This is a genomic window from Pleomorphomonas sp. JP5, assembly GCF_023721815.1.
GTDB lineage: Bacteria > Pseudomonadota > Alphaproteobacteria > Rhizobiales > Pleomorphomonadaceae > Pleomorphomonas.
On record NZ_JAMDLI010000008.1, the window covers coordinates 1,081,442 to 1,104,534 of the forward strand.

Consider the following 23,093-nt stretch of genomic DNA (forward strand, 5'->3'; position numbering starts at 1 on the left):
GTCAAGACCTCGAGTAGGCGAAGGAACGAGCCGGCATATCCAGATAGCGCTTCAGCTCGTCGTCGAGCTTCATCAGGGTGATCGACAGGCCGGCCATCTCCTGGCAGGTCAGGAATGAGCCGACGTCCGTCCTGTGAACGGCGATTCCACGCTTGGCGAGGACCTGATGCACCTTGCGGGCGACGATCAGCATTTCCATGCAGGTCGTCGCGCCAAGGTTGTTCACGAGAAGAGCGACCTCATCGCCCGACGAGAACGGCAGGTCGGCAAGAATGCGGTCCGTCATTTCCTCGGCGATGGCATCCGCGTCTGTGATCTTGCGGCGAGCAATACCCGGTTCGCCGTGCGCGCCCATGCCGATCTCGATCTCGTCCTCGGGCAGCTCGAAGGTCCGTTCCCCTGTCTCGGGAATGGAGCCTGCCGCAAGGGCAACACCCATCGAGCGCGTATTGTCGCGCGCTTTCACCGCGACGCGATACACATCATCAAGGTCTTTCAGCTCGGCTGCCGCACCACCGGCCACCTTGATCACGAAGAAGTCGCCGGCGATGCCACGCCGGTCGGTGATGCGATCGAGAGGCGCGGCGGCAACATCGTCCCACACGCGAACGGTACGGGTGACGATGCCCGCTTCCTCGGCAAGTTCGGCGGCGATGTCGAAGTTCATGTTGTCGCCGGCATAGTTGCCGTAGACCATCAGCACGCCTCGACCACGATCCACGGCGGACAACGTGTCGAGCACGAGATCGGGCGTCGGCGCGGCAAACACTTCGCCACAGGGCGCGCCGTCCGCGAGATTGGGTCCGACGAAGCCCGGAAACATCGGTTCGTGCCCGCTGCCGCCGCCGATCAGCAGCGCCACCTTATCGTCGGCGAGTTTCGTGCGCACAACGGCGTTGCGATCATCAAGACGACGCAGATCGCCACCTGACGCAGCCACCAGACCGTCGATGAGCTCGGTGACGACGTTCACTGGATTATTGAGCAGTTTCTTCGGCTTAGCCATGCCGAGCCTCCCATTTCGTTATGCGACCGAGTTCACCCACAGAGCGCCGGCCGGGTTGAGGCAATAGGGCCACCGGGATGGGCACATGTCAATCACAATTTCACGATTCTGTTATTTTACTACCTGTTTTATGTTTATTTCAGAGCTTGATATCATCAAATTCACCATCATCCGGAGATCGAAAACACGGCCCACCGACAGGAAAATCCGCCAGAGAATATCTTATAACTGTATGTTTATAAATTGTTTTTCAGAAGAGTGCTCATCTTTCTATCGGGCTTTCGTGGGCGAACATACCGGCATCGATCGTCTCAGTCGCGGACTTGCTCACAGAGAGATTGAGTGTTATCAAACGACCACAGATCGTGATGTTACTTAACACGCCCGGAAGGGTTAGCGACTTCGCGGGCAAGGATCAGTTCGCACGACATGTAGAGCCACGTGAGCAGAGGTGGAGGAGAGGAAACATGAAAGCGCTTGTTCTCGAGGAGATCGGCAAGATCCGGCTGCGGGACATCGATCTGCCGACCACGCCCGGACCGGACGACGTCAAGATCGCCATGAAGAACGTCGGCATCTGTGGCAGCGACGTACACTTCTACGAGCACGGCAACATCGGACCGTTCGTCGTCAAGGAGCCGATGGTTCTCGGCCATGAGGGCGCGGGCGTCGTTGTGGCGGTGGGAGCCAACGTCACCTCGTTCAAGGTCGGCGACAAGGTCTGCATGGAGCCGGGCATTCCCGACTGGACCTCCAGGGCCTCGCGCATGGGGCTCTACAATCTCGATCCGGCCGTGCGCTTCTGGGCAACGCCGCCGGTTCACGGCTGTCTGGCACCGGAGGTCATCCATCCGGCGAACCTTACCTTCAAGTTGCCCGACAATGTGAGCCTGGCCGAGGGCGCCATGGTCGAGCCGTTGGCCGTTGGCATGCAGGCTGCCACCAAGGCGCGCATCCAGCCGGGTGCGACGGCTGCGGTGATCGGCTCCGGCACAATCGGCATCATGACAGCATTGTCAGCCGTGGCCGCCGGCTGCTCCGACGTTTTCGTCATCGATATCCAGCAGGAGAAGCTCGACGTTGCCGCCAAGTATCCGGCATTGACGCCGATCAACCTCTCCAAGGAGGACGCCGTCGCCCGGGTTCGCAACGCCACCGGCGGCTGGGGCGTGGATGCCGTCTTCGAGGCGAGCGGCAGCATGAAGGCCTATGACACGCTGTTCGACTACGCATGCCCGGGCGGTTGCGCGGTGCTGGTAGGCATGCCGGCGAAGCCCGTGGCCTACGACGTCGTGGCCGGACAGGCCAAGGAACTGCGCGTCGAGCACGTGTTCCGCTACGCCAACATTTACGACCGTGCGATCAACCTGCTCGCCTCGGGCAAGATCGACGTCAAGCCTCTGATCTCGAAGTGCTACTCCTTCGAGCAGTCGGTCGAGGCCTTCGAGTTCGCGGCCAAGGCCCCCGCCAACGTCATCAAGACGCAGATCGTCTTCGGTTGACCGCAACGCCGCCGGATCCCTTCGGACCCGGCGGCCCCTTATCGCAGCTATTGCCCCGTGGCCAACCTCTGTGCCCGTTGCCGGCGCTTGCTGGTTGCATCGTCAAGGGCAAGGACGGTGTGCGCGTTGGCCGAGCTTGTGGCCAACGTATTGACGACACCGGTCCTGAGCGCGCCGAGAATTCCCGCCGCCTTGGTGTTCTCGCTGGCGATGGCGACGACATTTGGAATTCGCCCGAGTTCCCCGACCGTCAGGCCAATGATGCGTCCCTGCATCGGCGTACGCGATTGATTGCCCTCGATATCGATGAAGTCGTAGCCCATCAGGTCGCCGATGGTTCCCGACAAGCGGGCCTCGACGATCTCCTGTGGCGAGAACCAGCCCATGCGAACCATGTTGCTGTCTTCGCTGAGATCGCCAACGCCGATCAGCGCGATGTCGGCGCGGCGTGCGCGGTCGAGCGTCTGCTTGATGGTGTCGTTCTTCAGCAGCGCCGCGCGGATGTCAGGATTGGCAACCAAAGCCGGTGCATAAAGCGTTTCACTTTCGCCACCGAAGCGAGAAGCAAGGCGCCGGCAGATGTGGTCGGGGTTCATGAACTCCCCAGCCCTGAGAGAGCCTCCGATCGCCGAAACGAAGGTGACGGCCTTCTGAGTGGGGGCAAAAATGTTGTCGGCCACCGCGCCGACATTGCGCCCCATGCCAACGGCCACGATCATGCCGTCGAGCAGCGTCTTGTCGAGATAGTTGGCCACCAGATTGGCCAGCGCCGATCTCTGGGCGTCCGGATCGCGGTTATCGGCGGCGATCAGGACCCGATCGACCCCGAAACGCTTCACGAACTCCTGCTCAAGTCTCAGGCTGAGCGACGGGTGTGTCCGAACGGCGATCTCGACGATGCCTTCCTCGCGCGCCTGGCGGAGCAGGCGGCCAATCTTGGCACGCGACATGTGATATTTGCGAGAAAGGGACTCCTGGGTCTCCTCTTCCAGATAGTAGGCTGCGGCGATTTCGGTCAGGATGGTCAGATCGGTGTCGTTCATGATCTCCCGCTCGCCCGCTCCGCCGCGCTTGCGACGGAGCGTGGGCCTCCTCTGCCGCAAGGACTACCGAACAGCCGATCGACCATCGGTCGATCGGCTCGCTTGAACAGTGGATTAGCATATGGGCGGGGCGCGATCAGCCCCGCCGACCGGCGTAGAGAGACGTCCTCACGCCACCCGCATCTCCTCGACGAAGTTGCATACTTCCTCGCCGAGTTGAGCAGATTGCCGCTTCAGCTCTTCGGAAACCGTAAGCACGTGCCGCGCCGCCGTGTCGGTAAGCTGTGACGACACGCCGACCCTCTCCATGATCGTCGTCACCTGAGAGGCGGCCTCGGCGGCGAGTTGGGTACTGCGGGCGATCTCGGCAGTGGCCGAGCCCTGTTCTTCGACGGCGGAGGCAATCGACTGGGACGACAGTTCGATGGTGGCCAACGTCTCAACGATGCCAGCCATTGCCCGCTCCGCCGTATCGGTCGCCGCCTTGATCTCGCCGATCTTGCCGCCGATCTTCTCGGTTGCGCCGGTCGTCTGGTTGGCCAGCTCCTTGACCTCGGCAGCGACAATCGCAAAGCCACGACCGGCCTCCCCGGCCCTCGCCGCTTCGATGGCGGCGTTGAGCGCCAGCAGGTTGGTCTGCGAGGCGATGTCGCTGATCATGCTGACCACCTCGCCGATCTCGTGCACCGCCGTCGACAATACCCTGACGCTGGAGGCGCTGCCGCGCGCCTCTTCCGCCGCCCGACTCGCCGTTACCGACGAGCGCTCGACCAGGGACGCGATCTCCTGGATGGAAGCGGCGAGTTCCTCGGCACTGGCGGCCACCGCATGCACGTTCTGCGAAGCGTGATCGGCGGACGAAGAGCCTTCCCGTCCCTGCCGCGCCGTGTCGCCGGCCGTCTCCGTCAGATTGTTGGCCGAATCCGCGAGCGTCACCGACGAGGCGCCGAAGCCGGATACCATTTCCTGCGTCCGCTCGACGAAGCGCTCGGCGAGCCTGGCGCGCTCTGCAATGATCGCCTGGTGACGGGCGTCGACGTCCTGTTGGGCGGCGCGCTCGGCAACGCCGGCAGCCAGAGCCCGGCGCAGAGCCTCGAGGCTCTCGGCCAGCGCCCCAACCTCATCCTTGCGATGATCGATCGGGATGGAAACATCGTAGTTTCCCCCCTCGATTTCGGCCATCATCCCAAGCAATCGGCGCAGCGGCTTCGATACCGTCCGGCTCATGAAGCCGATCCCGACCGCCATGACGATGATGACGGCAAGAAGCGTCCCTCCGGCGGAAAACCCGATCGAAAGCCAGGAGTAGGCATTGCTAGCCTTGGACTCGGCCCGCACGTCCTTGAGCAGAACATCGTTGAAGCGGACGGCCGTGGCCTGGGACTTCTCGATGGCCGGTGTGCAAGACTTCAGCATGTCGTCGACCGCCGCATCGGTCTGCTTGCGATCGGGCGACATCAGCCTCTCCATGACGCTGCCACAGGTCTCCAGGAAAACCTTGTCGAGGTTCGACCGGATGGCCTTCAGTTCCGTTGCCTTGGCTGGCAGGGCTTTGGCAGCCGCGTCGATATACTTGTTGAAGTTGGAGCGGCTGGTTGTACGCAACATCGCAGCTTGCTGGATCTGCTCCGGCGTGGATGCCGCCGCATTCTGATACATGGATGTTACGATATCGGAGATCGCTCGATTGGCGCGTCCGACGTAGTCGGCGGCTGCCACTGACCCGTTGAGCAGATCCGAATAGCGCTGGTCGACCATCAGCATGTTGACCGACGAGTAACCGCTGCCGAGCAGCGCCATCACACCGAGCGCTCCAACCAGAAAATTGGTCTTGAGCATCAGCGAGGCATTGACGATTCTCATGACTTTCCCCTTCCGGAGCCGGCTTCGCTTACCAAGACCGCCCCTCCTCCTCCGCCACCCACCGCCTGGAGCATCGAGCTATCGCTCCGCATGCGCCCCACCAGGCCGGCCCTTTGGTTTGGCTCTATCCCCTGGTGTGTCCCGGGAGGTGACATCACGCAACATCGGACACCCGAGGCCTTCTCAGGACAGAGCGCCACTCGAATGTCACTTTCAACAAAACAATATGACCACAATTATTGATATAGTTCTAACGCGACGGCACACACAATCGCTTCCTCTCGGCAACCGAGACCACGCGAGAGTGGGGTGTCGCGTCAATCGGAACAGAAAAAGGCCCGCATCGCCTTCACGATGCGGGCAAAACCCTGCTTTCGAGCCGTAGAACGCGCCCCACACCTCGGAGGCGCGACCGGCAACAATCTGACTGCTTACGTCTTGGCCGCCGTCCCTTCGGGGGAGCAAAGGCCGACGGGCCAAGTGGCCGGAAAGCCGGGTTTGTGGCGCTCGGGACCTCCGGTCGAGTGACGATCACTTGTCCGCACTCGACCGGAGGGTAGCATCGCCGAGTTATTCGGACAGCACGAAGGGCGAGGTCATCTTGTCGACGTTGTCCTTGGTGATCAGGAAGCAGTCATAGAGCTGCTTCTCTGTGTCGACGCCCGTCTTGCCGGTCTTGATGAAGTTGTCCGCCTGCTCGACCGCCTTCTGGGAGAAGGTCGCCACCGGCTGAAGGACGGTATACTGCAGTTCACCGGCCTTGATCGCGGCAACCGCGTCGGGCGATCCGTCGAAGCCGCCCACCTTAACCTTGTCGAGCTTGCCGGCTTCCTTGAGAGCGGCCACAGCACCGAGCGCCATCTCGTCGTTGCCGGAGATCACGCCGATGATGTCGGGATGAGCCTGCAGCAGGGACTGCATCTTCTTGTAGCCCTGCGCGCGGTCCCAGTTGGCCACTTCACGGCCGACCTTGATAAGGTCGGGATACTGGGTCAGCACGGTCTCGTAGCCATTCGAGCGCGTGGCGGCGTTGTTGTCTGACGGGTTGCCGAACAGTTCGACGTAGTTGCCCGACTCGCCGACCATCTGAACCCACTGCTGGGCGCCGACGGCAGCACCCTGAGCGTTGTTGGAAACCAACTGCGCCTTGGCGAGACCTTCCTGGTTGATCTCGGCGTTCACCAGGAACACGGGGATGTTGGCGGCAACCGCCTTCTTGACCGCGCCCACCGAACCATCGGCATTGGCCGGATCGAGGATGATGGCCACCGACTTGTTGGTGATCGCGGTATCGATCAGCGTGCTTTCGGTGTTGGTGTCTCCCTTGTGGGCGGCGACGTTGGCGGTGTAGCCGAGCTTTTCGGCCGTCGCCTTGGCAACCTCGCCTTCGGTGAACCAATAAGGATTGGCAGGGTCGGTGACGATGATGGAGATGAGGCCGTCGGCATAGGCGTAGCCGGCCATCATCGGAGTCACGGCAGCAGCGGCCAGGAGCACGCGGCGGAAGGCGTTAGGCATGTTTCTCTCCCTAGGTTGTTTTTCGCGCCGGACAGGCGACGAAGCTTTCCGCCCAGGCATTTTCCTCCGGCCTGGAGCAGAGAAGAGCGGAAGAACGGCAGCTAGAAGCGCTTGCCACCGTACTGAAGGCTGTTGAGCAAGACGGCGAGCACGATGACCGCGCCGGTGAAGACGGTCTGCCAGTAGGCGGAGACGCCGATGATCACCAGGCCGTCGGACAGGAAGCCGATGACGAAGGCGCCCAGCATGGTTCCCCGCACCGTGCCGCGGCCACCGTTGAGCGACGCACCACCAATCACGACCGCGGCGATGGCGATCATTTCATAGGTGAAACCGGCGGTCGGACCGGCCGACGTCAACTGTGAGGACAGCACCAGCCCGGCAACCGACGCCAGCATTCCGGAGAGTGCATAGACGCAGATGTGCACGAAGGGGACCGGGACACCCGACAACTCGGCGGCGCGCTGGTTGCCGCCAGTGGCGTAGATCCAGCGGCCAAAGGCGCTACGGGCCAGGATGATGCCGAAGATGGCAGCCAGCAGGGCAAGGATGATCACGCTCACCGGAATTCCGAACAGGCGATTGAAGCCCAGCCAGTCGAAACCAGTGTTGCCGTAGGTCTCGTTGCCTCCGAGATTGTTGTAAGTAAGGCCGTTGGTAATCAGCAGCGCAATACCGCGAGCCACATAGAGAATGCCCAGCGTCGCGACGAAGGAGGGAACCCGCAGGTAGGCCACGAGGACGCCGGTGATCGAACCGAGGAATGCGCCGAAGGCCAACGTCATCACCGTCACAGCCCATACCGGCGGATAAAGGATGACGCCGAAAGAGTTGATGGTGATGCCCTGCATCAGGAAGCCGGCGATGATGCCGGCAAGGCCGAGCACCGAGCCAACCGACAGATCGATGCCGCCGGTCAGGATGACGAGGAGCATGCCGATCGCCAGAATACCGTAGATCGCCACATGCGACGACATGATGAGAAGGTTGCTGACAGTCAGGTAGTTTGGTGACATCAGCGAGAAGAAGATGATGATCACCAGAAGCGCACCAAAAGCACGTCCCTCGATGAGAAGTCCGGCTATGTTGATCTTTGGCTTGGCAGCGGTTGGGTTCATTTTCGAAACATCTGTGCTAGACATCAACGTTGTCCTGCTCACTGGACTTTAGTGGACAACGGCTTCGCCCGAAGCCGCCATAATTCGTGCCTTGGTCACATCTGAGCCGAACTCGGCAGAGATCTTTCCCTTGTGCATGACGATGATGCGATGAGCGACGCTCAGGCACTCGCCGACTTCAGAGGTCGTGTAGAGAACGGCGAGGCCTTCGCGGGCGCCCTCGGCCAGCAGACGGAAGACCTCCGCCTTTGCGCCGATGTCGATGCCGCGGCTCGGCTCGTCGAGCAAAATCGCCTTGGGATTGGTCGACCACATCTTGCCGATGACGACCTTCTGCTGGTTGCCGCCGGACAGCGAGCCGATCAGGTGATCGGGCGAACCGGCCTTGACGGTGGTCCGCCGGATGGCGTTGTCGACATGCTCGCGCTCAAGTCGCTTGGACGTGAAAGGACCGCGGACAAGGCGAAGCAGATTGGCCAGCGACAGGTTCTGTCCGATGGTCATGGTCTGCACCAGACCATCTCGCTGCCTGTCCTCGGGCACCAGCACCAGCCCCTCGGCAATCCGCTCGGCAATGCTGGCGCGGGTAATGTCGCGACCGTGCAGATGTACCCGCCCTTGTCGGGCCGCGAGCCGGCCAGCCAGACACTCAAGAAGCTCGGTGCGCCCGGCCCCCATCAGGCCGTAAATGCAGACGATCTCCCCGGCTCTAACTTCGAGCGACAGCTCATCGACCAGCTTCTGGTTCCCAGTGGCGTCGACGACGGTGACCGCGCCCACCTTGAGCACGGTGTCACCGAACTCGTATCCGGTCGGCGGCGTTCCGAGGTTGAAATGTTCGCCAACCATATGGCGAACGATCCACTCGAGATCGATGTCTCCGCGCGGCGCATACGCGGTCATGTTGCCATCCCGGAGGACGACGGCGTGATCGGTAATCTGAAGCGCTTCCTCAAGGTGATGAGAAATGTAGACGATCGATACGCCCCGGCTCTTCAGGTCGCGGATCACCTTGAACAGCACTTCCACCTCGGATGCCGAGAGCGCGGACGTCGGTTCGTCCATGATGAGGATCCGGCTGTTCACCGACAGAGCGCGAGCGATTTCCACGATCTGCTGCTGTCCGAGGCGCAGTTCCTCCACCCTCGTCTTCGGGTCTATGTTCTCCTCGAGCTCGGCGAGCAACAGGCGGCACTGCCGTTCTTCCTCGGCAAAGTCCACACCCTTCATGGTCCGGATTTCCCGTCCCATGAAAATGTTGTCGCGCACCGTCATGTTCGGCGCGAGGCTGAGTTCCTGATGGATGATGGAAATGCCGTGGTTGCGCGCGTCGGTCGACGAGTCAAATTCGATCGGCTCGCCATCGAGGATGATCGTGCCGGATGTCGGCTTGTAGACGCCCGACAGGATCTTCATCAGCGTGGACTTGCCGGCGCCGTTCTCTCCGAACAGCGAGGTCACCTGCCCGCGACGGACGTCGAAGTTCACGCCCTTCAAGGCTTGAATGCTGCCGAATGTCTTGGCGACATTCCTGGCGCTCAGCACGATGTCCGACGTTTCCGGCTCAGAAGTGGGGAAGATGGATGTGTCCACTTTACTGGACCTCCAGGCGAACCGGCGTCACCAGCCAGCTTTTCGGATTGATCAACCGAAAGGCGCCGACCACGGAGACCGTCTTGCCGGCCAGGGCGCCGGTGTCAACGGATGCGAGAACCGTTTTCTTCATCTCGTTGTTCAGCGCCGAGCCAGCATTCTGATACTCGATCTGGTTGGTGAACTGTCCGAAGGAAATGGTTCCGGGTGCATCCCGCAACTCCGTACCGTTGATGGCAGGCCCGGTCTGGACTCGGACCTTCACGTCCGGCAGATCGGCGACCTTGACCTCGCATAGTCCGGACGCCAGCCGTTCGCCCGCGACACCGACGAACTTCACCGAGAAGACCGGCCCGGAGCCACCCGCGACTCCGTATTTGGCGATGGCTTCGTCCTTGTTGGCGAGAATGGCCTGCTGGAGCGTGGCGGCCTCTACGGCGCGACTCTCGATTGCCGCCTTGACTTCCGGGAAGGCCTTGGCGCCGTAGACAGCCGCGGAGAACCCGGCCTGTCGCAGATCATCGGACGAGCCGATCCGAACCACTTTGGTATCGAGCGCTATCGCCAGAACGACAACCAGCACGCCACCCAGCAACGCAAGACGCCGCTTCCGTCGCCCGGACGACATGGGCCTCTCCATCTTCGTCTCAACGATTGCCGCATTCGCCTTCTTGATCATCGCCTAGGAACCCCGACCATTGATGACCACACTGAGGCTGGTTGGACGCGGCGCATCCTTTGTCGGCATATCGCCGGCGGCCGAGACATGAGTGCCCGACCACGATGCCTGGCAGGCATCGAAAGTGATGTTTCTGCGTGTCCTCCCAGTCGACGCGCCTCGGGCTTCTCCTCACCACCGAGCGTGTGATCTGTTGTTATTTTGATCAAACCATACGGCAACCGTAACACCGATGTCAATAACTTATGTTTTTTTTATACCACAAACATGTTCTTTCGTCTCGTCCAAAGGTCGGAAAACCAAACCGGTTTTGTCAGCCGGCCCGCCGTCCCGAAAGTCCTGGATCGGCATTTTAACGAGCCTAAACATATAGTTGACAGAACTCGGCCGATACACCCACTCCACCCCGGACGGTCAATACGCATATCAGCGGCCGCACACCACCAAACGTAACACCACAACTCATCCGGTTGTAAGTATCGGCCGCACATCTGACGATGAGGCAGCCCCCCCATCGAGCGTATCTTTCCAAGCTTCACGCGCAGTATGGAGGGAAGAGATACTCCAGCGGCGGCCATGACGGCCGAGCACAGCCGTTGAAGGCGAGGCATCCGGCAGCAAGGCCGAAGTCACAACGGCCGGGCGATGATTTTTCCAGCCCGAACAAGAGCCAGAACATGTCGGCTCGGCCAGAGCCCATCGACCCACACCTACCGAGTCTCTCGCCCGTGTGCGCCGAGAAGGTAATAGCTTCGAAGGCGCCAGGTCGACGGAGACCGTTCACCCCTATCCTGACGACTCGCTCGGCTGGCTGATCTGAGCAGACTCATCAGACACTTCGCGGCCGACGATCGCGCGGATCAAGTCTTGGTGGCGAACCTCGGCGAGCAATCCTCCGACATGGATGTCATCGCGAAGGGCCTTGTAGGCATCGACGAGCCCGAAGGGCTCCGGCAAACGCCGGAAACATAGACGACACCAAGACCGAGCGCTTGCAAGAGACGAGAGGCCGAAAGCATGCACTGGGCCTCTCATCCCCCTGGAAGCCAGAGCCAGGTCGCGTCATGTTCTGTTTCCGAGGAAAGCGGAGCGATCGCCGGCCACAGAACGAAATGGCCATCCGCCAGGCGAACGACCATTCCAATCTACATGTAACAGCGCGCGGAAATGCTTCCGTCACGCCCGAGACTCTCGCCACTTGTGGGCGCGTCGCCCGATCAGGCCGGCAGCTTGGCGCGCAACAGGCCGCACAGGGTTTCAGTATCCTTGGCGAACTGCCGGATACCCTCGGCCAACTTCTCGGTGGCCATCGCGTCCTCATTGAGCTGCCAGCGGAAGCTCGTCTCGTCGAGATCGAGACGACGAATGTCGCGTGAGGGCGGGTTGGCGCCCAACTGGCGTTCCACCTCCCCCTCGGCAGCACGAAGTTCCTCCAGAAGATTGGGGCTGATCGTCAGGCGGTCGCAACCGGCGAGACCAAGAACCTGGTCGGTATTGCGGAAGGAGGCGCCCATCACCACCGTCTTGTAGCCGAAGGCCCGGAAGTAGTCGTAGATCTCTCGAACCGAACGAACGCCAGGATCGTCCGAGGCGGACGTCACGACCGCGCCATGCGCCTTGTACCAATCGGTAATTCGCCCAACAAACGGCGAAATCAGGAAGACACCGGCGGCGCCACACAGGGCGGCCTGCGCCTTGGCGAAGATCAGCGTCAAGTTGCAGGCAATACCCTTGTCCTTGAGTTCGGCGGCGGCCTTCACGCCTTCCCAAGTCGCGGCGATCTTGATCAGGATACGCGACGGGTCGACGCCTGCTTCCTTGTAGATAGCGATCAGGCGCTCGGCTCGCTTCACCGTGCGGGCCGTATCAAACGACAGGCGGGCATCGACCTCGGTCGATACGTAGCCTGGCACAATGCGGGACAGTTCCGCCCCGAAGTTGACCGCCAGCTTGTCGAGCGCCAGCTCAAGACGGGCGCTGGCATCACTCTCGCGAGCAACGGCATAGGCGACGGCATCGTCCATCAAGGCGGCATACTCCGGCCTGCTTGCCGCCTTTAGAATGAGGCTCGGATTGGTGGTGCAGTCCTGCGCCCGTACAGCCTTGATCTGAGCGATGTCGCCGCTATCGGCGACGATTACCGTGTGCCGGGCCAGCCCGGCGAGTTTGTCGGTCATGACGATTTCCTTCCTTCCGGGCCCATGGGCGACCTCGCCGCCTGGCGCAGACTCTTCGTTGGAAACGGGATGATCGGAACGTAGCAGGTCACGCGCTCCAGTCAAGAAAATATAACATATTTTGTTGCTTATGTATCATGATATCGGTTATTTTGGCTATCCGACATCATGTATGCCCATAACGGCGGCCTTCTCCGGATAACTATCGTCCCCAGGGGTAGGCAGCAGGCTGGAGTTCCGCCGATCAGGTTGAACCGACCCGATCGAAAAGCGCCTGCTCCGGCAAACAAGCCTGGAGTCTTCGCTTGACGGCCAGATATTTCAGTTTGGTCAGCGATGGCGCCAGATCGCTGCACCGAGGCAAAGCGCACCCGGCTGCCCCCCGCTACGCCTCTTCGGATGTGGAGAGCTCCCCTCCCTGCCCTTCGCCGAAAGCAGTGTGCGGTGTGACGACAAGGTGCTACAAATTTCGTCAAATTGTGCTAACACCGGGGGCAGATTTCCTAGAAGGAACGTTACGACCGTGGATATCGAACATGACCGACGCCGGGGCGTGAAGCCGTCTTCAGGACCGGAGGGGCGGCGCAAAGCACTCCTCGAGTACCTCCTGCCTGTCGGCTCAGCCCAGGTGGACGAGTTGGCGACGCATTTCAGCGTCAGCCGGATGACCGTTCACCGAGACCTCAAGATCCTCGAGGAACAAGGCATCGTTCGTCGCGTCCACGGTGGCGTAACCGTTCACTCGTCGAGCCTGGTCGAAAGCACCATCCTTTATCGCTCTCGCCTCGCCGACGCGGAAAAGGAGGCCATCGCCCGCGCCGCCATCGAGATGGTCGAACCCGGTCAGGCGATCATTCTCGACGACTCGACCACCGCGTCCCGCATGGCGCCGTTGATCGTTGGCTGCAAGCCGCTGACCGTCATCACCAATAGTCTCACGGTGATCGACATGCTGAAGGAAGCGCACGGCATCGAGACCATTTGCCTTGGCGGTCACTATAACTCCCGCTTCAATGCCTTCTTCGGCTATCTCTGCGAGAAGACCGTTTCGACGCTCAGGGCCAACACGCTGTTCATGTCGACCTCGACCATTCTCGGCTCCGTGGCCTACCACCAGCAGGAAGACGTCGTTCGGACCAAGCGGGCGCTGATGGAAGCGGTCGACCGCCGCGTGTTGCTGGTCGACAGCTCGAAATTCGGTATCACGGCGCTCATCCGTCTCGCCGGCCTCACGGAGTTCGACACCGTGATCACCGATTCCGGCATCCCACCGGCCGAAGCCGAGCTGCTGCGAAAGAGCAACGTGCAGCTGCGCATCGTCGAGGCCGTTCCGGCGGACTGAACGGCGCTTGATCTCTGAAAGCGCGCCCCGCGCCCGGAGATCATGTTGGGGCGACGGCGTCGCCCCAACAATAGCTTCTCTCAGGGGACCAGCATGATCTTGAGAGACTTGTCGCCCTTCTTCATCATCTTGAAGCCGTCGTCGTAGTCCTTGAGCGGCAGCTTGTGAGTGACCACGCCCTCGGTCGGCAAGCGGCCGTCGGCGATGGCGTCGATGACGAAAGGATAGACGTAGGGGCTGAGGTGGGCGCCAAGCACGTCGAGCTCCTTGCGATCGGATATGATCGACCAGTCGCAGGTGACGTCGTGGCTGAAGACGCTGAACTCGACGAAGCGGCCGAGCTTGCGGATCATCTTGAGGCCCTGGAGAACGCTGGACGGGTGACCGGTGGCCTCGATGTAGACATCACAACCGTAACCGTCGGTCAGATCCTTGACGATCTTGTCGACATCCTCCTTGAACGGGTTGAGGACCATGTCGGCACCGAACTTCTTGGCAAGCTCGAGCCGGTCCTCCTTGCCGTCGAGAACGATCAGCTTCTTCGGATTCTTGAGCCTCAGGGCGCCGACCATGCCGAGACCAAGCGTGCCGGCGCCCGATAGCACCACCACGTCGTCAAACTGGACATTGCCGCGATTGACCGCATGCGCCGAGCAGGCATAAGGCTCGACAAGAACGGCCTTTTCAAGCGGAAGGTCGTTGGGGACCTTGTGGGTGCGCGACTCCTTGGGGAAGCGCATGTAGCCGGCCATGGCGCCGTTGACGTTGGTCTGGAAACCATAGACGTCGTGCTTCTCGCACATCCAGTACTCGCCACGCTGGCAGAACCGGCAATGGCCGCACGGCACGATCTGCTCGGAGATCAGCCGATCGCCGAGCTTGTACTTGCCTTCGGCGGCCACGTTCTCGCCCAGTTCCACGGCGATGCCGACGAACTCGTGGCCCGGAATCATCGGCGCCTTGATGTAGGCAGGCTGATCCTTGTCGCCCCAGAAGGACGGCGCGCCGTCATAGCTCTTGATGTCGCCGGCACAGATGCCGCACCCCTCGACCTTGATGATGATCTCGTCCGGACCGGCGCGAGGCACATCGACCTGGGTAAAGCGGAAATCGCCGGGTGCGTAGGCAACGACGGCGTCCATCTTCGCCGGCAGTTCGCCAAGTGAAATCGAGCGGGGATGCTTCACGAAGTTCATTTCTTCCTCCCTGAGGGTTCGGCGGCGTAGCGGCTTGGCCGAGAGAACGCCGCCAACTAGGTACAAGCGGCAGCCGGCAAGCCCTTTCCCGACCGTGGCGCCCGGCCACGGCCGATCCTCTGAAAGAGCATTGCCGCCGCTTTGTTCAGTCGAGTTTGGTGGCGACGCTGGCGGCTAGTGTTTCGAGAATGATGCAACACGATGCCGATCCGGCATCCATCACACCGCGCGAACGCTCGCCGAGACGACTGGCCCGGCCGACCTTGGCAATCATTGCCACCGTCGAGTCACGCCCCTTTCGCGCAGCCTCGACCATGTCGTCGAGCGCCACCCGGTAGGGCTTGCCGGCCGACACCGCCGCCTCGAAGGCTTCCACCGCCGGCACCAGGGTGTCGAGCAGCGTTTTGTCGCCGGGCTTGGCGCCGCCGATATCGAGCACGCCGTCGAGACCAGCGCGGATCATTCGGCCGAAAGCGGAGGCATCGAGCTCGGTAACTCCATCAAGGGAGTCTGCCATCTCGTTGAAGAAAGTGCCGTAGAGCGGCCCCATCGAGCCCCCGATTCCGGCCATCAGCGTGTTGCCGAGAATGCCAAGGCTCTCCTTCAGGCCCGGCGTCGGCGTCCCGAGCGCCTGGGCACACAGGTTGAAACCCTTGGCCATGTTGACGCCATGGTCTCCGTCACCAATGGCGCCATCGATCTCACTCAGATGATCGCGCTCGGCAACGATCGCCTTGACGAGGTCGGTTACCAGAAAGCCGGCCTGACTGACGGGAAGGTTCATGATCCATCCTTCCTTACTTCACGAGGCCGACCGAACGCGCCGGACGGGCAAGCAACCGGTCCAGTTCGTCGTCCAGGCGCATGACGGTGAGCGTCGCGCCCATCATCTCGAGGGACGTGAAGTAGTTGCCGACGAAGTTGTGCCTGATATCAATCTTCTTCTGTCCAAGCACCTCGGCAATGCGGTCATAGAGAATGTAGAGCTCCATGATCGGCGTCGCGCCAAGACCCGACAGCAAGACCGCGACCTTGTCGCCCGCAGCGAAAGGCAGGTCTGGCAACACATAGTCCAGCATCATGTCGGCCATTTCGGCCGCCGGCTTGGTCTTCATCACCGAGACACCCGGCTCGCCGTGGTGACCGATGCCGACCTCCATCTCACCATCCTTGATCTGGAAGTTGGGATGCCCGACCGCGACGATCGTGCAAGGGCTGAGGCCGATGCCGATCGAACGAGTGTTGTCGATCACCTTCTGAGCGGCGGCGATCACCTCGTCGAGACTGCCGCCTTCGGCAGCGCGCGCCGCGCCGACTTTCCACATCAGGATCTCGCCGGCGACGCCGCGGCGCTTGGCCAGCTCATCCTTCGGCGCAGAGGCCACGTCATCGTTGGCGACCACGGTCTTGACGGTGATGCCCTCCTTGGCAGCCATCTTGACGGCCATCTTCACGTTCATGTTGTCGCCGGCATAGTTGCCGTAAAGGCAGGCGACGCCGGCGCCACCGTTGCTGGCCTTGAATGCATCAAGAAAAGCCTGGGCCGTGGGCGAGGAGAAGATCTCTCCGATGGCGACCGCATCGACCATGTCCTCGCCGACGTAGCCGAGAAAGGCAGGCTCGTGACCGGAGCCGCCGCCCGTCACCACGCCGACCTTGCCGGCTTTCGGCGCGGACTTGACCTTTATCACGCGCGGATTTGTTGTTTCCGATACCAGATCCTGATGCGCCTTGAGATAGCCGCGAACGGCATCCTCGACCATAAGATCGGGATCGTTGAATATTCTATTCATCGGTCGTCTCCACCCTAACCCAGTTATTATTATGTGTCCGACCATTCATACGCCGGACATATCTTGCCCGTCACCGCAAACGTCTGGAACGAAAGCAGTCGCTGTACTTCAAACTTGGCAAGCCGCTCGCTGGCACGTCTATATGCGTGGACCTAGCGACCTGTTTCCTTCCCTACGCAGTCATGTTGCTGCTTTTGTTATTTGAAGAAACGCTACGCCCGGCCCGGCCGGATGTCAACACGCATGAGCGTTTGTTCGCGTTCTTACGGGCGAAACTGACATCGTTTTTGATACAAAAATACCATTTTTGACGCGACCAGCCACGATTATCCGGATTTCCTGATCACTTTCCGGCCTGAACATGACACACTGAACAAAATCGACCCGTCAGTCCAACCAGCACGGTCGAGCAATCGACTCGCCCACCGCTCATTTGCGCATAAGGATTTTGCTGACTTCCGTCGCAATAAAGGCATAGATTGTAGTATAAATTATTGGATAATATCTACACCCATACTCATACTAAAAATCACATATCATTAACATGCGCTCATAGCCGCCACTAAATAAAAAGTGAATTTACAAATCTCATATACAATATGTATACTCCGATAAAAGCGTCATATATAAAATTCTATATTTCATGCCCCACAAATTACTATATTTTTACTTCGAGGTAGCGTCCAAAGAACGGATATACCTGACGACAGTCGTCACGCTATGCCGACCAACCTGCGCCAAGGTCCATCTCGGGCGTCAAACACCCCCCTCGGAACGTGTTTCCGCACAGTCGGCTGCTTTTCGGAGATCGCGGCTCGGGGAGCTCACCAGGGAAACGTCGATCAACCGATCCTGCCAGCCACGCGTTTGGGCTTACCCGGCAGGAGTGAGACGAGCACTTTTGAGATGGGACGCCAAAACGACCGAAGCTCCGTTGATCTGCTTGACCAGATCAACGGAGCTTCGGGGCAGAGGCGCGAATATCATCCAGAAGACGCGTCGGCTAGGCTCGGCTGGCCCAGCGCATGGCAAAGTTCCAGGGCGCAGGGGGGGGGCAGAGCTAGACGACCCACGCATTCTCCCGCCGGGGGACACAGAGTCCCCCGGCGGTTGACGCGAGTTCAGCGCTTATATTCCGGTAGCACCTGATAGCCGGTGTGGAGAAGATCGTGGGCCTTGTGGCCGCCAATCTCACCCAGGAACTCGGAGTAGAGCTCCTTGATGTAGGGATTGTGGTGCGAGCAGCGCCAGAGCCCAGCCTGATCTTCCTGATACAGGCCAGCGGCACGCTTGGCGCGCAGTTCGTTGGTCGCACCATAGGGCTGTCCACCGCCGCCAACGCAACCACCGGCACAGGCCATCACCTCGATGAAGTGATAGGGCAGTTCCTCGCCGGCCTCGCGGGCGGCCCTCACCTTTTCCAGCACCTGCTCGACGTTGGCGAGGCCGTGGGCCACCGCAACGCGGATCTCCTTGCCGGCAACGTTGAGCTTGCCTTCCTTGACGCCTTCCAGACCACGCGTCATTTCGAAATCGACACGCGGCGCGTCATGACCGGTAACGTAGTAATGAGCCGTGCGAAGAGCCGCCTCCATGACGCCGCCGGTGGCGCCAAAGATGGTGCCGGCACCGGTGTAGGCACCGAGCATGTGATCGGGCTGTTCATCGGGAATGGTCACGAAGTCGATGCCCGACTGCTTGATCATGCGCGCAAACTCACGCGTGGTCAGCGACACGTCGACGTCCTGATATCCCGACGAGCTCATCTCCTTGGACCGGATGATCTCCGACTTCTTGGCCGTGCAGGGCATGACCGAAACCACGAAGATCTTCGCCGGATCGATACCCATCTTCTCGGCATAGTAAGTCTTCGAGAGAGCGCCGACCATCTCGTGCGGCGACTTGCAGCTCGAGAAATGGTCGATCATGTCGCCATGGAACTTCTCCATGAAATCGACCCAGCCCGGACAGCAACTGGTGATCAGCGGCAGGGCTCCCGTTCCCTCGAGCAGGCGGCTCTTGAACTCGGAGGCTTCCTCCATGATCGTGAGATCGGCGCCAAAGTTGGTGTCGAATACCGCCTTGAACCCCATTCGGCGCAGAGAGGCGTAGATCTTGCCGGTCAGGTTGGCGCCAATCGGGAAACCGAAGGCCTCGCCGACGGCGACGCGAACGGCGGGCGCGATCTGCACCACGCAGTAGGCTTCGGGGTCCTGCAGCTTGTTCCAGACGGCAACGGTCTCGTCATACTCGACGATGGCACCGGTCGGGCAATGGGCCGAGCACTGGCCGCAGCGCACGCAAGGGGAGTCGGCCAGCGGGATATCACCGGCGGCAGCGATCCGCGTCTTGAAGCCGCGATTGAGGAAGCTCAGCGCCCAGACGTTCTGGTGCTGCTGGCAGACGGTGATGCAGCGGCCGCACAAGATGCACTTGCGCGGATCGAGCACGATGCTTTTCGTGGACGTGTCGAGCGGCAGATCGGGCACGATGTTCGGCAGTTCGGATGTGGTCATGCCGAAATCGGCCGCGAGGGCCTGAAGCTCGCAGTTCTGGTTGCGGAGGCAGGTCAGACACTCGTTGGGATGACGCGACAGCGTCAGTTCCAGCACGCCGCGCCTCACCTCGACGATCTCCGGCGTCTCCGTCAGGATGTCCATCCCTTCGTCGAGGGGAGTGCAGCAGGAGCGAAGCATCTTGCCGGTGTTCTGCACCTTGACGATGCAAATGCCGCAGGCGCCGGTTGCCTCGAGGTCCGGATGCTTGCAGAGCGTCGGAATCTTCACGTGAACCTTGCGCGCCGCGTCCAGGATGGTGGTTCCCGGGGCGACCTCCACAGGCACGCCGTTAATCGTTGCGTTGATCATGTCTGTCATTTCGACCACTTTTCGATCTCGGGAAATCAGACTTCCACAGCCGCGGGCTGCTTGAGACGCTCGGTGAACTCCGACGGGAAATGCTTGAGCGCCGACAGCACCGGGTTCGGCGCGGTCTGCCCCAGCGCACAGAGGGAGCCCTTCTGCATGGCCTGAGCGATCATCCTGATGTTCGCGATATCCTCTTCCGTGCCGTCGCCGGCGACGATCTTGTCGAGGAGATGCAGCATCTGCGTTCCGCCGATACGGCAGGGCGCGCACTTGCCGCAGGACTCGTCGACGCAGAAGTCGAGATAGAAGCGGGCGAGCTCGACGACGCTGTCGTGATCATCGATGACGATGAGACCGCCGGACCCCATCATCGAGCCGAGCTGCTGCAGGTGCTCGTAGGAAATCGGCGTGTCGAACTGGCTTTCCGGGATCATGCCCCCCGACGGACCGCCGGTTTGCACGCCCTTCACCTTGCGCTCGGTGCCGGTGCCGCCGCCGATCGTCTCGACGATCTCGCGGATGGTAATGCCCATCGGCACCTCGACGAGACCATTGTGGGCGATCTTGCCGGTCAACGCGAAGACCTTGGTGCCTTTCGATTTTTCCGTCCCCTTGGCGGCGAACCACTCGGCGCCCTTGAGCAGGATGCGCGGCACGTTGGCAAGCGTTTCGACGTTGTTGACGCAGCTCGGCTTGTCCCACAGTCCCTTGACGGACGGGAACGGCGGCCGGGGGCGCGGCGTGCCGCGCTTGCCTTCCACCGAGGCAATGAGAGCCGTCTCCTCGCCGCAGACGAAGGCGCCAGCGCCCAGACGAACGTCGAAATCGAAGCTCCAACCGGAGTTCAGGATGTTGCGCCCGACCAAGCCGGCCTGGCGCGCCTGTCGGATGGCCTTCTCGATGCGATCGACGGCGAGCGGGTATTCGGCACGGATGTAGAACACGCCGTTGGTGGCATTCATGGCGCGAGCCGCGATCATCATGCCTTCGAGGACGGCGTGCGGATCACCCTCCAGCACGGAACGATCCATGAAAGCGCCCGGATCGCCTTCATCGCCATTACAGATGACGTACTTGACGTCCGACTGCATGCGGCGGGCGAAGTCCCACTTGAGACCGGTCGGATAACCAGCGCCACCACGGCCGCGCAGACCGGATGCCAGCACCTCCTGGCAGATCTCCTCGGCGGACATGGTGAGAGCTTTTCGGAGGCCCTGATAGCCGCCATGCACGAGATAGTCGGCGAGCTTTTCAGGATCGGCATGACCATTGTTGGAGAGCACCACGCGCTCCTGCAAGGCGAAAAAGGCGGCATGCAGATCGACGACGTGGGCGCCAAGCGGTCCGACGGGATCATGGATCTCTTCGCCATTGGCAACCGGAGCAACGACCTCCTCGACGAGGCGCGTCGCGAGATCGGGCGTCATCTCGCTGAACAGGACATCCTCGTGCCCCTTGCAGGTCATGCGAACCAATGGCCCTTTGCTGCACAGGCCCATGCAGCCCGTGCCGCCAACCTGAACTTTGCCAACCAGTCCTCTTTCGGTGATATCGGCCTTGATACGCGCGACGATGTCCGCCGCGCCGGATGACTGACAGCCCGTGCTCGAGCAGCAGACCAGGCGCACGTCCATTGCTTGCTGCTTGGCAAGCTCGGCGGCAGCTTTCACTTCAAGCTCTTCCGGCTTCATAACGGTCCCACTTGTGTCTGGAATTGGTCGAACTCGGCGGCCTACTCGGCGTCGGCGGACTCTGCGGCAACGTGCATCGGCTCATCCCGCTTGACGTTCTCGAGCAGCCCATGCGCGTCGGTGACGTCCTGCTTGCCGTAGACCTTGCCATTGACCGAGGCGAGCGGCGCAAGGCCACAGCACCCGAGACAGCGCACACCCTGGAGGTGGTACTCGCCGTCGGGCGTGCTTTCGCCTTCCTTGATGCCTAGCTCGTTCTCGATGCCATGCAGAAGCTTCGGCGACCCCTTGATGTGACAGGCCGTACCGGTACAAACGGAGATGATGTACTTGCCGGGGCTTTCCAGCTTGAAGTAGTTGTAGAAGGTCAACACCTCGTAGATGTTGGCAAGCGGAATGCCCATTTCACGGCCAAGCTTCATGGCGGATTCGCGCGGCACATAACCGAGGCGCCCTTGAAGCTCATGCAGTGCCATGATGAGGCTGCCTCGCTTCTTCTTCCACTTCTGAGCCAGGACGACGATTTCGTCCTCCGGAGCCTCTTCGACTTCGGACTCGACATCATCCAATGCTGTATCTTCACTCATGGTCATTACCCGTGCAGTCTTTTGTTGCTACCTCAATCGATTTAGAAGGCCATCGAATGCAATTGTGGTTCTCTTTACTCCAGTTTTAAGAGATTACCGCAATCAACTCGCCTTCCAGTCGCATCCGAATATTTAGATTCTTGTTTTCATATTTTCGGAGCCACCAAGCATTCGATCCGTGCCGCCCGCCTCAACACTTGAGGAGGCTTTCACATCATCGCCGCCTCATCAAGAAGTAGAGTTCCCTATATGACGGCATGAATATTCGATCCGAAACGTTTCCAGAAGAACTCATTCTGTCTGCGCTGCCGCCAAGCAGGTGCGAAGGCGGCTTTTCAGCCACCTCCTCTCCGTCCAGCAGAAGGAGATTTCACCTCAACCGAGCGCTGAACGCCCGTCAGTTCGGACCGCCGTCGGCTGCTGCCGCGTACTTTCTGTCGACGTCCTCGATGGCCTTTACATTCCCTCCAGACGGTCCATTTGGATCAAACTTTCCGGTCAGATTCAGAAAGGTATCGGCAATCAGCTTGGCATGTTCGACCCCCACGACGCGTGCGCCAAGCGTGATGATCTGAGCATCGTTGGAAAGAGCCGCCCTTTGGGCAGAGTAGACATCATGCGTCAGGGCCGCGCGAATGCCCCGAACCTTGTTGGCGCTGATACACACACCGATGCCCGTTCCGCAGATAAGGATGGCCCGGTCGTAGGCTCCGCTCAGCACACCTGTTGCAACCCGGTCGGCAAGGTTGGCATAGAATGGATCGGCGACATTACCGGTACGCGACACTTCGAACACCTCGAAGTGAGACTTGAGATGTTCGGCCAGCACATGGGCCAGCCCTTCTCCGGCACTGTCACCGGCCACTGCCACCTTGATCATGCTTTCCTCTCCGCATATTGGCGCCCGCGCTCGCTATCCGGGCCCTATGCCCTCCACCGCGGGGATGTGAACTCACACGCCTTGCCACCCGACAAAACGATCAAATTCTCACCACCCTGTGCGCCTTTGGGCTTTATGAGGCGAAGATAACACCGTAACAGGCCAAATCAACCTAATTATGTTGGTTTGATAACTTATGTTGATATTTTTGTGCTTTTGCGGTAGAGGCTGTCGCAAA

General features: G+C 60.7%; 16 protein-coding genes and 2 pseudogenes. 2 read left to right on the forward strand and 16 right to left on the reverse strand.

Annotation, left to right across the window (positions count from 1 at the left end; genetic code table 11):
• Position 1: 1 nt before the first annotated feature.
• Positions 2 to 1,006, reverse strand: a complete 1,005-nt coding sequence (locus M4J40_RS16155; protein WP_251755418.1) for a dihydroxyacetone kinase subunit DhaK — start codon at positions 1,004 to 1,006, stop codon at positions 2 to 4.
• 467 nt (positions 1,007 to 1,473) lie between these two features.
• Between M4J40_RS16155 and M4J40_RS16160 the strand changes: the two genes are divergently transcribed.
• A complete protein-coding gene (locus M4J40_RS16160) occupies positions 1,474 to 2,508 on the forward strand; it encodes an NAD(P)-dependent alcohol dehydrogenase (protein WP_251755419.1) in 1,035 nt (344 codons plus the stop codon).
• 47 nt (positions 2,509 to 2,555) lie between these two features.
• Here the strand turns inward: M4J40_RS16160 and M4J40_RS16165 are convergent, their stop codons facing one another.
• The 8 genes and pseudogenes from M4J40_RS16165 to tal all read right to left on the reverse strand — a co-directional run bounded on the left by M4J40_RS16165 (position 2,556) and on the right by tal (position 12,499).
• The gene (locus M4J40_RS16165) at positions 2,556 to 3,551 is read right to left on the reverse strand and encodes a sugar-binding transcriptional regulator (protein WP_251755420.1); all 996 of its coding nucleotides are present in this window, start codon (positions 3,549 to 3,551) and stop codon (positions 2,556 to 2,558) included.
• A 168-nt stretch (positions 3,552 to 3,719) separates the two neighbouring features.
• The gene (locus M4J40_RS16170; protein WP_251755421.1) at positions 3,720 to 5,414 is read right to left on the reverse strand and encodes a methyl-accepting chemotaxis protein; all 1,695 of its coding nucleotides are present in this window, start codon (positions 5,412 to 5,414) and stop codon (positions 3,720 to 3,722) included.
• A 570-nt stretch (positions 5,415 to 5,984) separates the two neighbouring features.
• Positions 5,985 to 6,932 carry a D-ribose ABC transporter substrate-binding protein gene (locus tag M4J40_RS16175; protein ID WP_251755422.1) on the reverse strand — a complete coding sequence of 316 codons (948 nt, stop codon included), beginning with the start codon at positions 6,930 to 6,932 and terminating at the stop codon, positions 5,985 to 5,987.
• A 101-nt stretch (positions 6,933 to 7,033) separates the two neighbouring features.
• Positions 7,034 to 8,074, reverse strand: coding sequence for an ABC transporter permease (locus M4J40_RS16180; protein ID WP_251755423.1), 1,041 nt, complete (start codon positions 8,072 to 8,074; stop codon positions 7,034 to 7,036).
• Between the two features lie 24 nt (positions 8,075 to 8,098).
• Positions 8,099 to 8,785: pseudogene (locus M4J40_RS22640) on the reverse strand (ATP-binding cassette domain-containing protein); the annotation flags it as partial.
• Positions 8,786 to 8,844: 59 nt separating this feature from the next.
• Positions 8,845 to 9,631, reverse strand: a pseudogene (locus M4J40_RS22645) (ATP-binding cassette domain-containing protein); the annotation flags it as partial.
• A 13-nt stretch (positions 9,632 to 9,644) separates the two neighbouring features.
• The gene (locus M4J40_RS16190) at positions 9,645 to 10,271 is read right to left on the reverse strand and encodes a DUF2291 family protein (RefSeq protein ID WP_251755424.1); all 627 of its coding nucleotides are present in this window, start codon (positions 10,269 to 10,271) and stop codon (positions 9,645 to 9,647) included.
• Between the two features lie 1,268 nt (positions 10,272 to 11,539).
• Complete coding sequence (gene tal / locus M4J40_RS16195; RefSeq protein WP_251755425.1) at positions 11,540 to 12,499, reverse strand: transaldolase; 960 nt, start codon at positions 12,497 to 12,499, stop codon at positions 11,540 to 11,542.
• Positions 12,500 to 13,022: 523 nt separating this feature from the next.
• On the opposite strand from tal, the gene M4J40_RS16200 reads away from it, so the two are divergent.
• Positions 13,023 to 13,841, forward strand: a complete 819-nt coding sequence (locus M4J40_RS16200; protein WP_251755426.1) for a DeoR family transcriptional regulator — start codon at positions 13,023 to 13,025, stop codon at positions 13,839 to 13,841.
• An 80-nt stretch (positions 13,842 to 13,921) separates the two neighbouring features.
• Here the strand turns inward: M4J40_RS16200 and M4J40_RS16205 are convergent, their stop codons facing one another.
• The 7 genes from M4J40_RS16205 to M4J40_RS16235 form a co-directional block, all read right to left on the reverse strand.
• A complete protein-coding gene (locus tag M4J40_RS16205) occupies positions 13,922 to 15,037 on the reverse strand; it encodes an alcohol dehydrogenase catalytic domain-containing protein (RefSeq protein ID WP_251755427.1) in 1,116 nt (371 codons plus the stop codon).
• Positions 15,038 to 15,182: 145 nt separating this feature from the next.
• Entirely contained in the window at positions 15,183 to 15,824 is a 642-nt protein-coding gene (gene dhaL, locus M4J40_RS16210) for a dihydroxyacetone kinase subunit DhaL (protein ID WP_405030765.1), read from the reverse strand.
• Positions 15,825 to 15,834: 10 nt separating this feature from the next.
• Entirely contained in the window at positions 15,835 to 16,830 is a 996-nt protein-coding gene (locus tag M4J40_RS16215; protein ID WP_251755429.1) for a dihydroxyacetone kinase subunit DhaK, read from the reverse strand.
• Positions 16,831 to 17,951: 1,121 nt separating this feature from the next.
• Complete coding sequence (locus M4J40_RS16220; RefSeq protein ID WP_251755430.1) at positions 17,952 to 19,706, reverse strand: NADH-dependent [FeFe] hydrogenase, group A6; 1,755 nt, start codon at positions 19,704 to 19,706, stop codon at positions 17,952 to 17,954.
• A gap of 26 nt (positions 19,707 to 19,732) precedes the next feature.
• Complete coding sequence (locus M4J40_RS16225; RefSeq protein WP_251755431.1) at positions 19,733 to 21,388, reverse strand: NuoF family protein; 1,656 nt, start codon at positions 21,386 to 21,388, stop codon at positions 19,733 to 19,735.
• A gap of 41 nt (positions 21,389 to 21,429) precedes the next feature.
• On the reverse strand, positions 21,430 to 21,975 hold the full coding sequence (locus tag M4J40_RS16230) for an NAD(P)H-dependent oxidoreductase subunit E (protein ID WP_251755432.1): 546 nt from the start codon (positions 21,973 to 21,975) through the stop codon (positions 21,430 to 21,432).
• A gap of 397 nt (positions 21,976 to 22,372) precedes the next feature.
• Positions 22,373 to 22,852 (reverse strand): RpiB/LacA/LacB family sugar-phosphate isomerase, encoded by a 480-nt coding sequence (locus M4J40_RS16235; RefSeq protein WP_251755622.1) that lies wholly within the window; start codon positions 22,850 to 22,852, stop codon positions 22,373 to 22,375.
• Positions 22,853 to 23,093 lie beyond the last annotated feature (241 nt).

What these genes read in the sequence shown, in the direction of transcription:
- M4J40_RS16215 (WP_251755429.1), bottom strand. Translation starts at nt 16,830, where the DNA reads ATGAATAGAATATTCAACGATCCCGATCTTATGGTCGAGGATGCCGTT.
- M4J40_RS16160 (WP_251755419.1), top strand. Translation starts at nt 1,474, where the DNA reads ATGAAAGCGCTTGTTCTCGAGGAGATCGGCAAGATCCGGCTGCGGGAC.
- M4J40_RS16165 (WP_251755420.1), bottom strand. Translation starts at nt 3,551, where the DNA reads ATGAACGACACCGATCTGACCATCCTGACCGAAATCGCCGCAGCCTAC.
- M4J40_RS16155 (WP_251755418.1), bottom strand. Translation starts at nt 1,006, where the DNA reads ATGGCTAAGCCGAAGAAACTGCTCAATAATCCAGTGAACGTCGTCACC.
- M4J40_RS16170 (WP_251755421.1), bottom strand. Translation starts at nt 5,414, where the DNA reads ATGAGAATCGTCAATGCCTCGCTGATGCTCAAGACCAATTTTCTGGTT.
- M4J40_RS16190 (WP_251755424.1), bottom strand. Translation starts at nt 10,271, where the DNA reads ATGTCGTCCGGGCGACGGAAGCGGCGTCTTGCGTTGCTGGGTGGCGTG.
- M4J40_RS16205 (WP_251755427.1), bottom strand. Translation starts at nt 15,037, where the DNA reads ATGAACTTCGTGAAGCATCCCCGCTCGATTTCACTTGGCGAACTGCCG.
- tal (WP_251755425.1), bottom strand. Translation starts at nt 12,499, where the DNA reads ATGACCGACAAACTCGCCGGGCTGGCCCGGCACACGGTAATCGTCGCC.
- M4J40_RS16230 (WP_251755432.1), bottom strand. Translation starts at nt 21,975, where the DNA reads ATGAGTGAAGATACAGCATTGGATGATGTCGAGTCCGAAGTCGAAGAG.
- M4J40_RS16175 (WP_251755422.1), bottom strand. Translation starts at nt 6,932, where the DNA reads ATGCCTAACGCCTTCCGCCGCGTGCTCCTGGCCGCTGCTGCCGTGACT.
- M4J40_RS16225 (WP_251755431.1), bottom strand. Translation starts at nt 21,388, where the DNA reads ATGAAGCCGGAAGAGCTTGAAGTGAAAGCTGCCGCCGAGCTTGCCAAG.
- M4J40_RS16220 (WP_251755430.1), bottom strand. Translation starts at nt 19,706, where the DNA reads ATGACAGACATGATCAACGCAACGATTAACGGCGTGCCTGTGGAGGTC.
- M4J40_RS16180 (WP_251755423.1), bottom strand. Translation starts at nt 8,074, where the DNA reads ATGTCTAGCACAGATGTTTCGAAAATGAACCCAACCGCTGCCAAGCCA.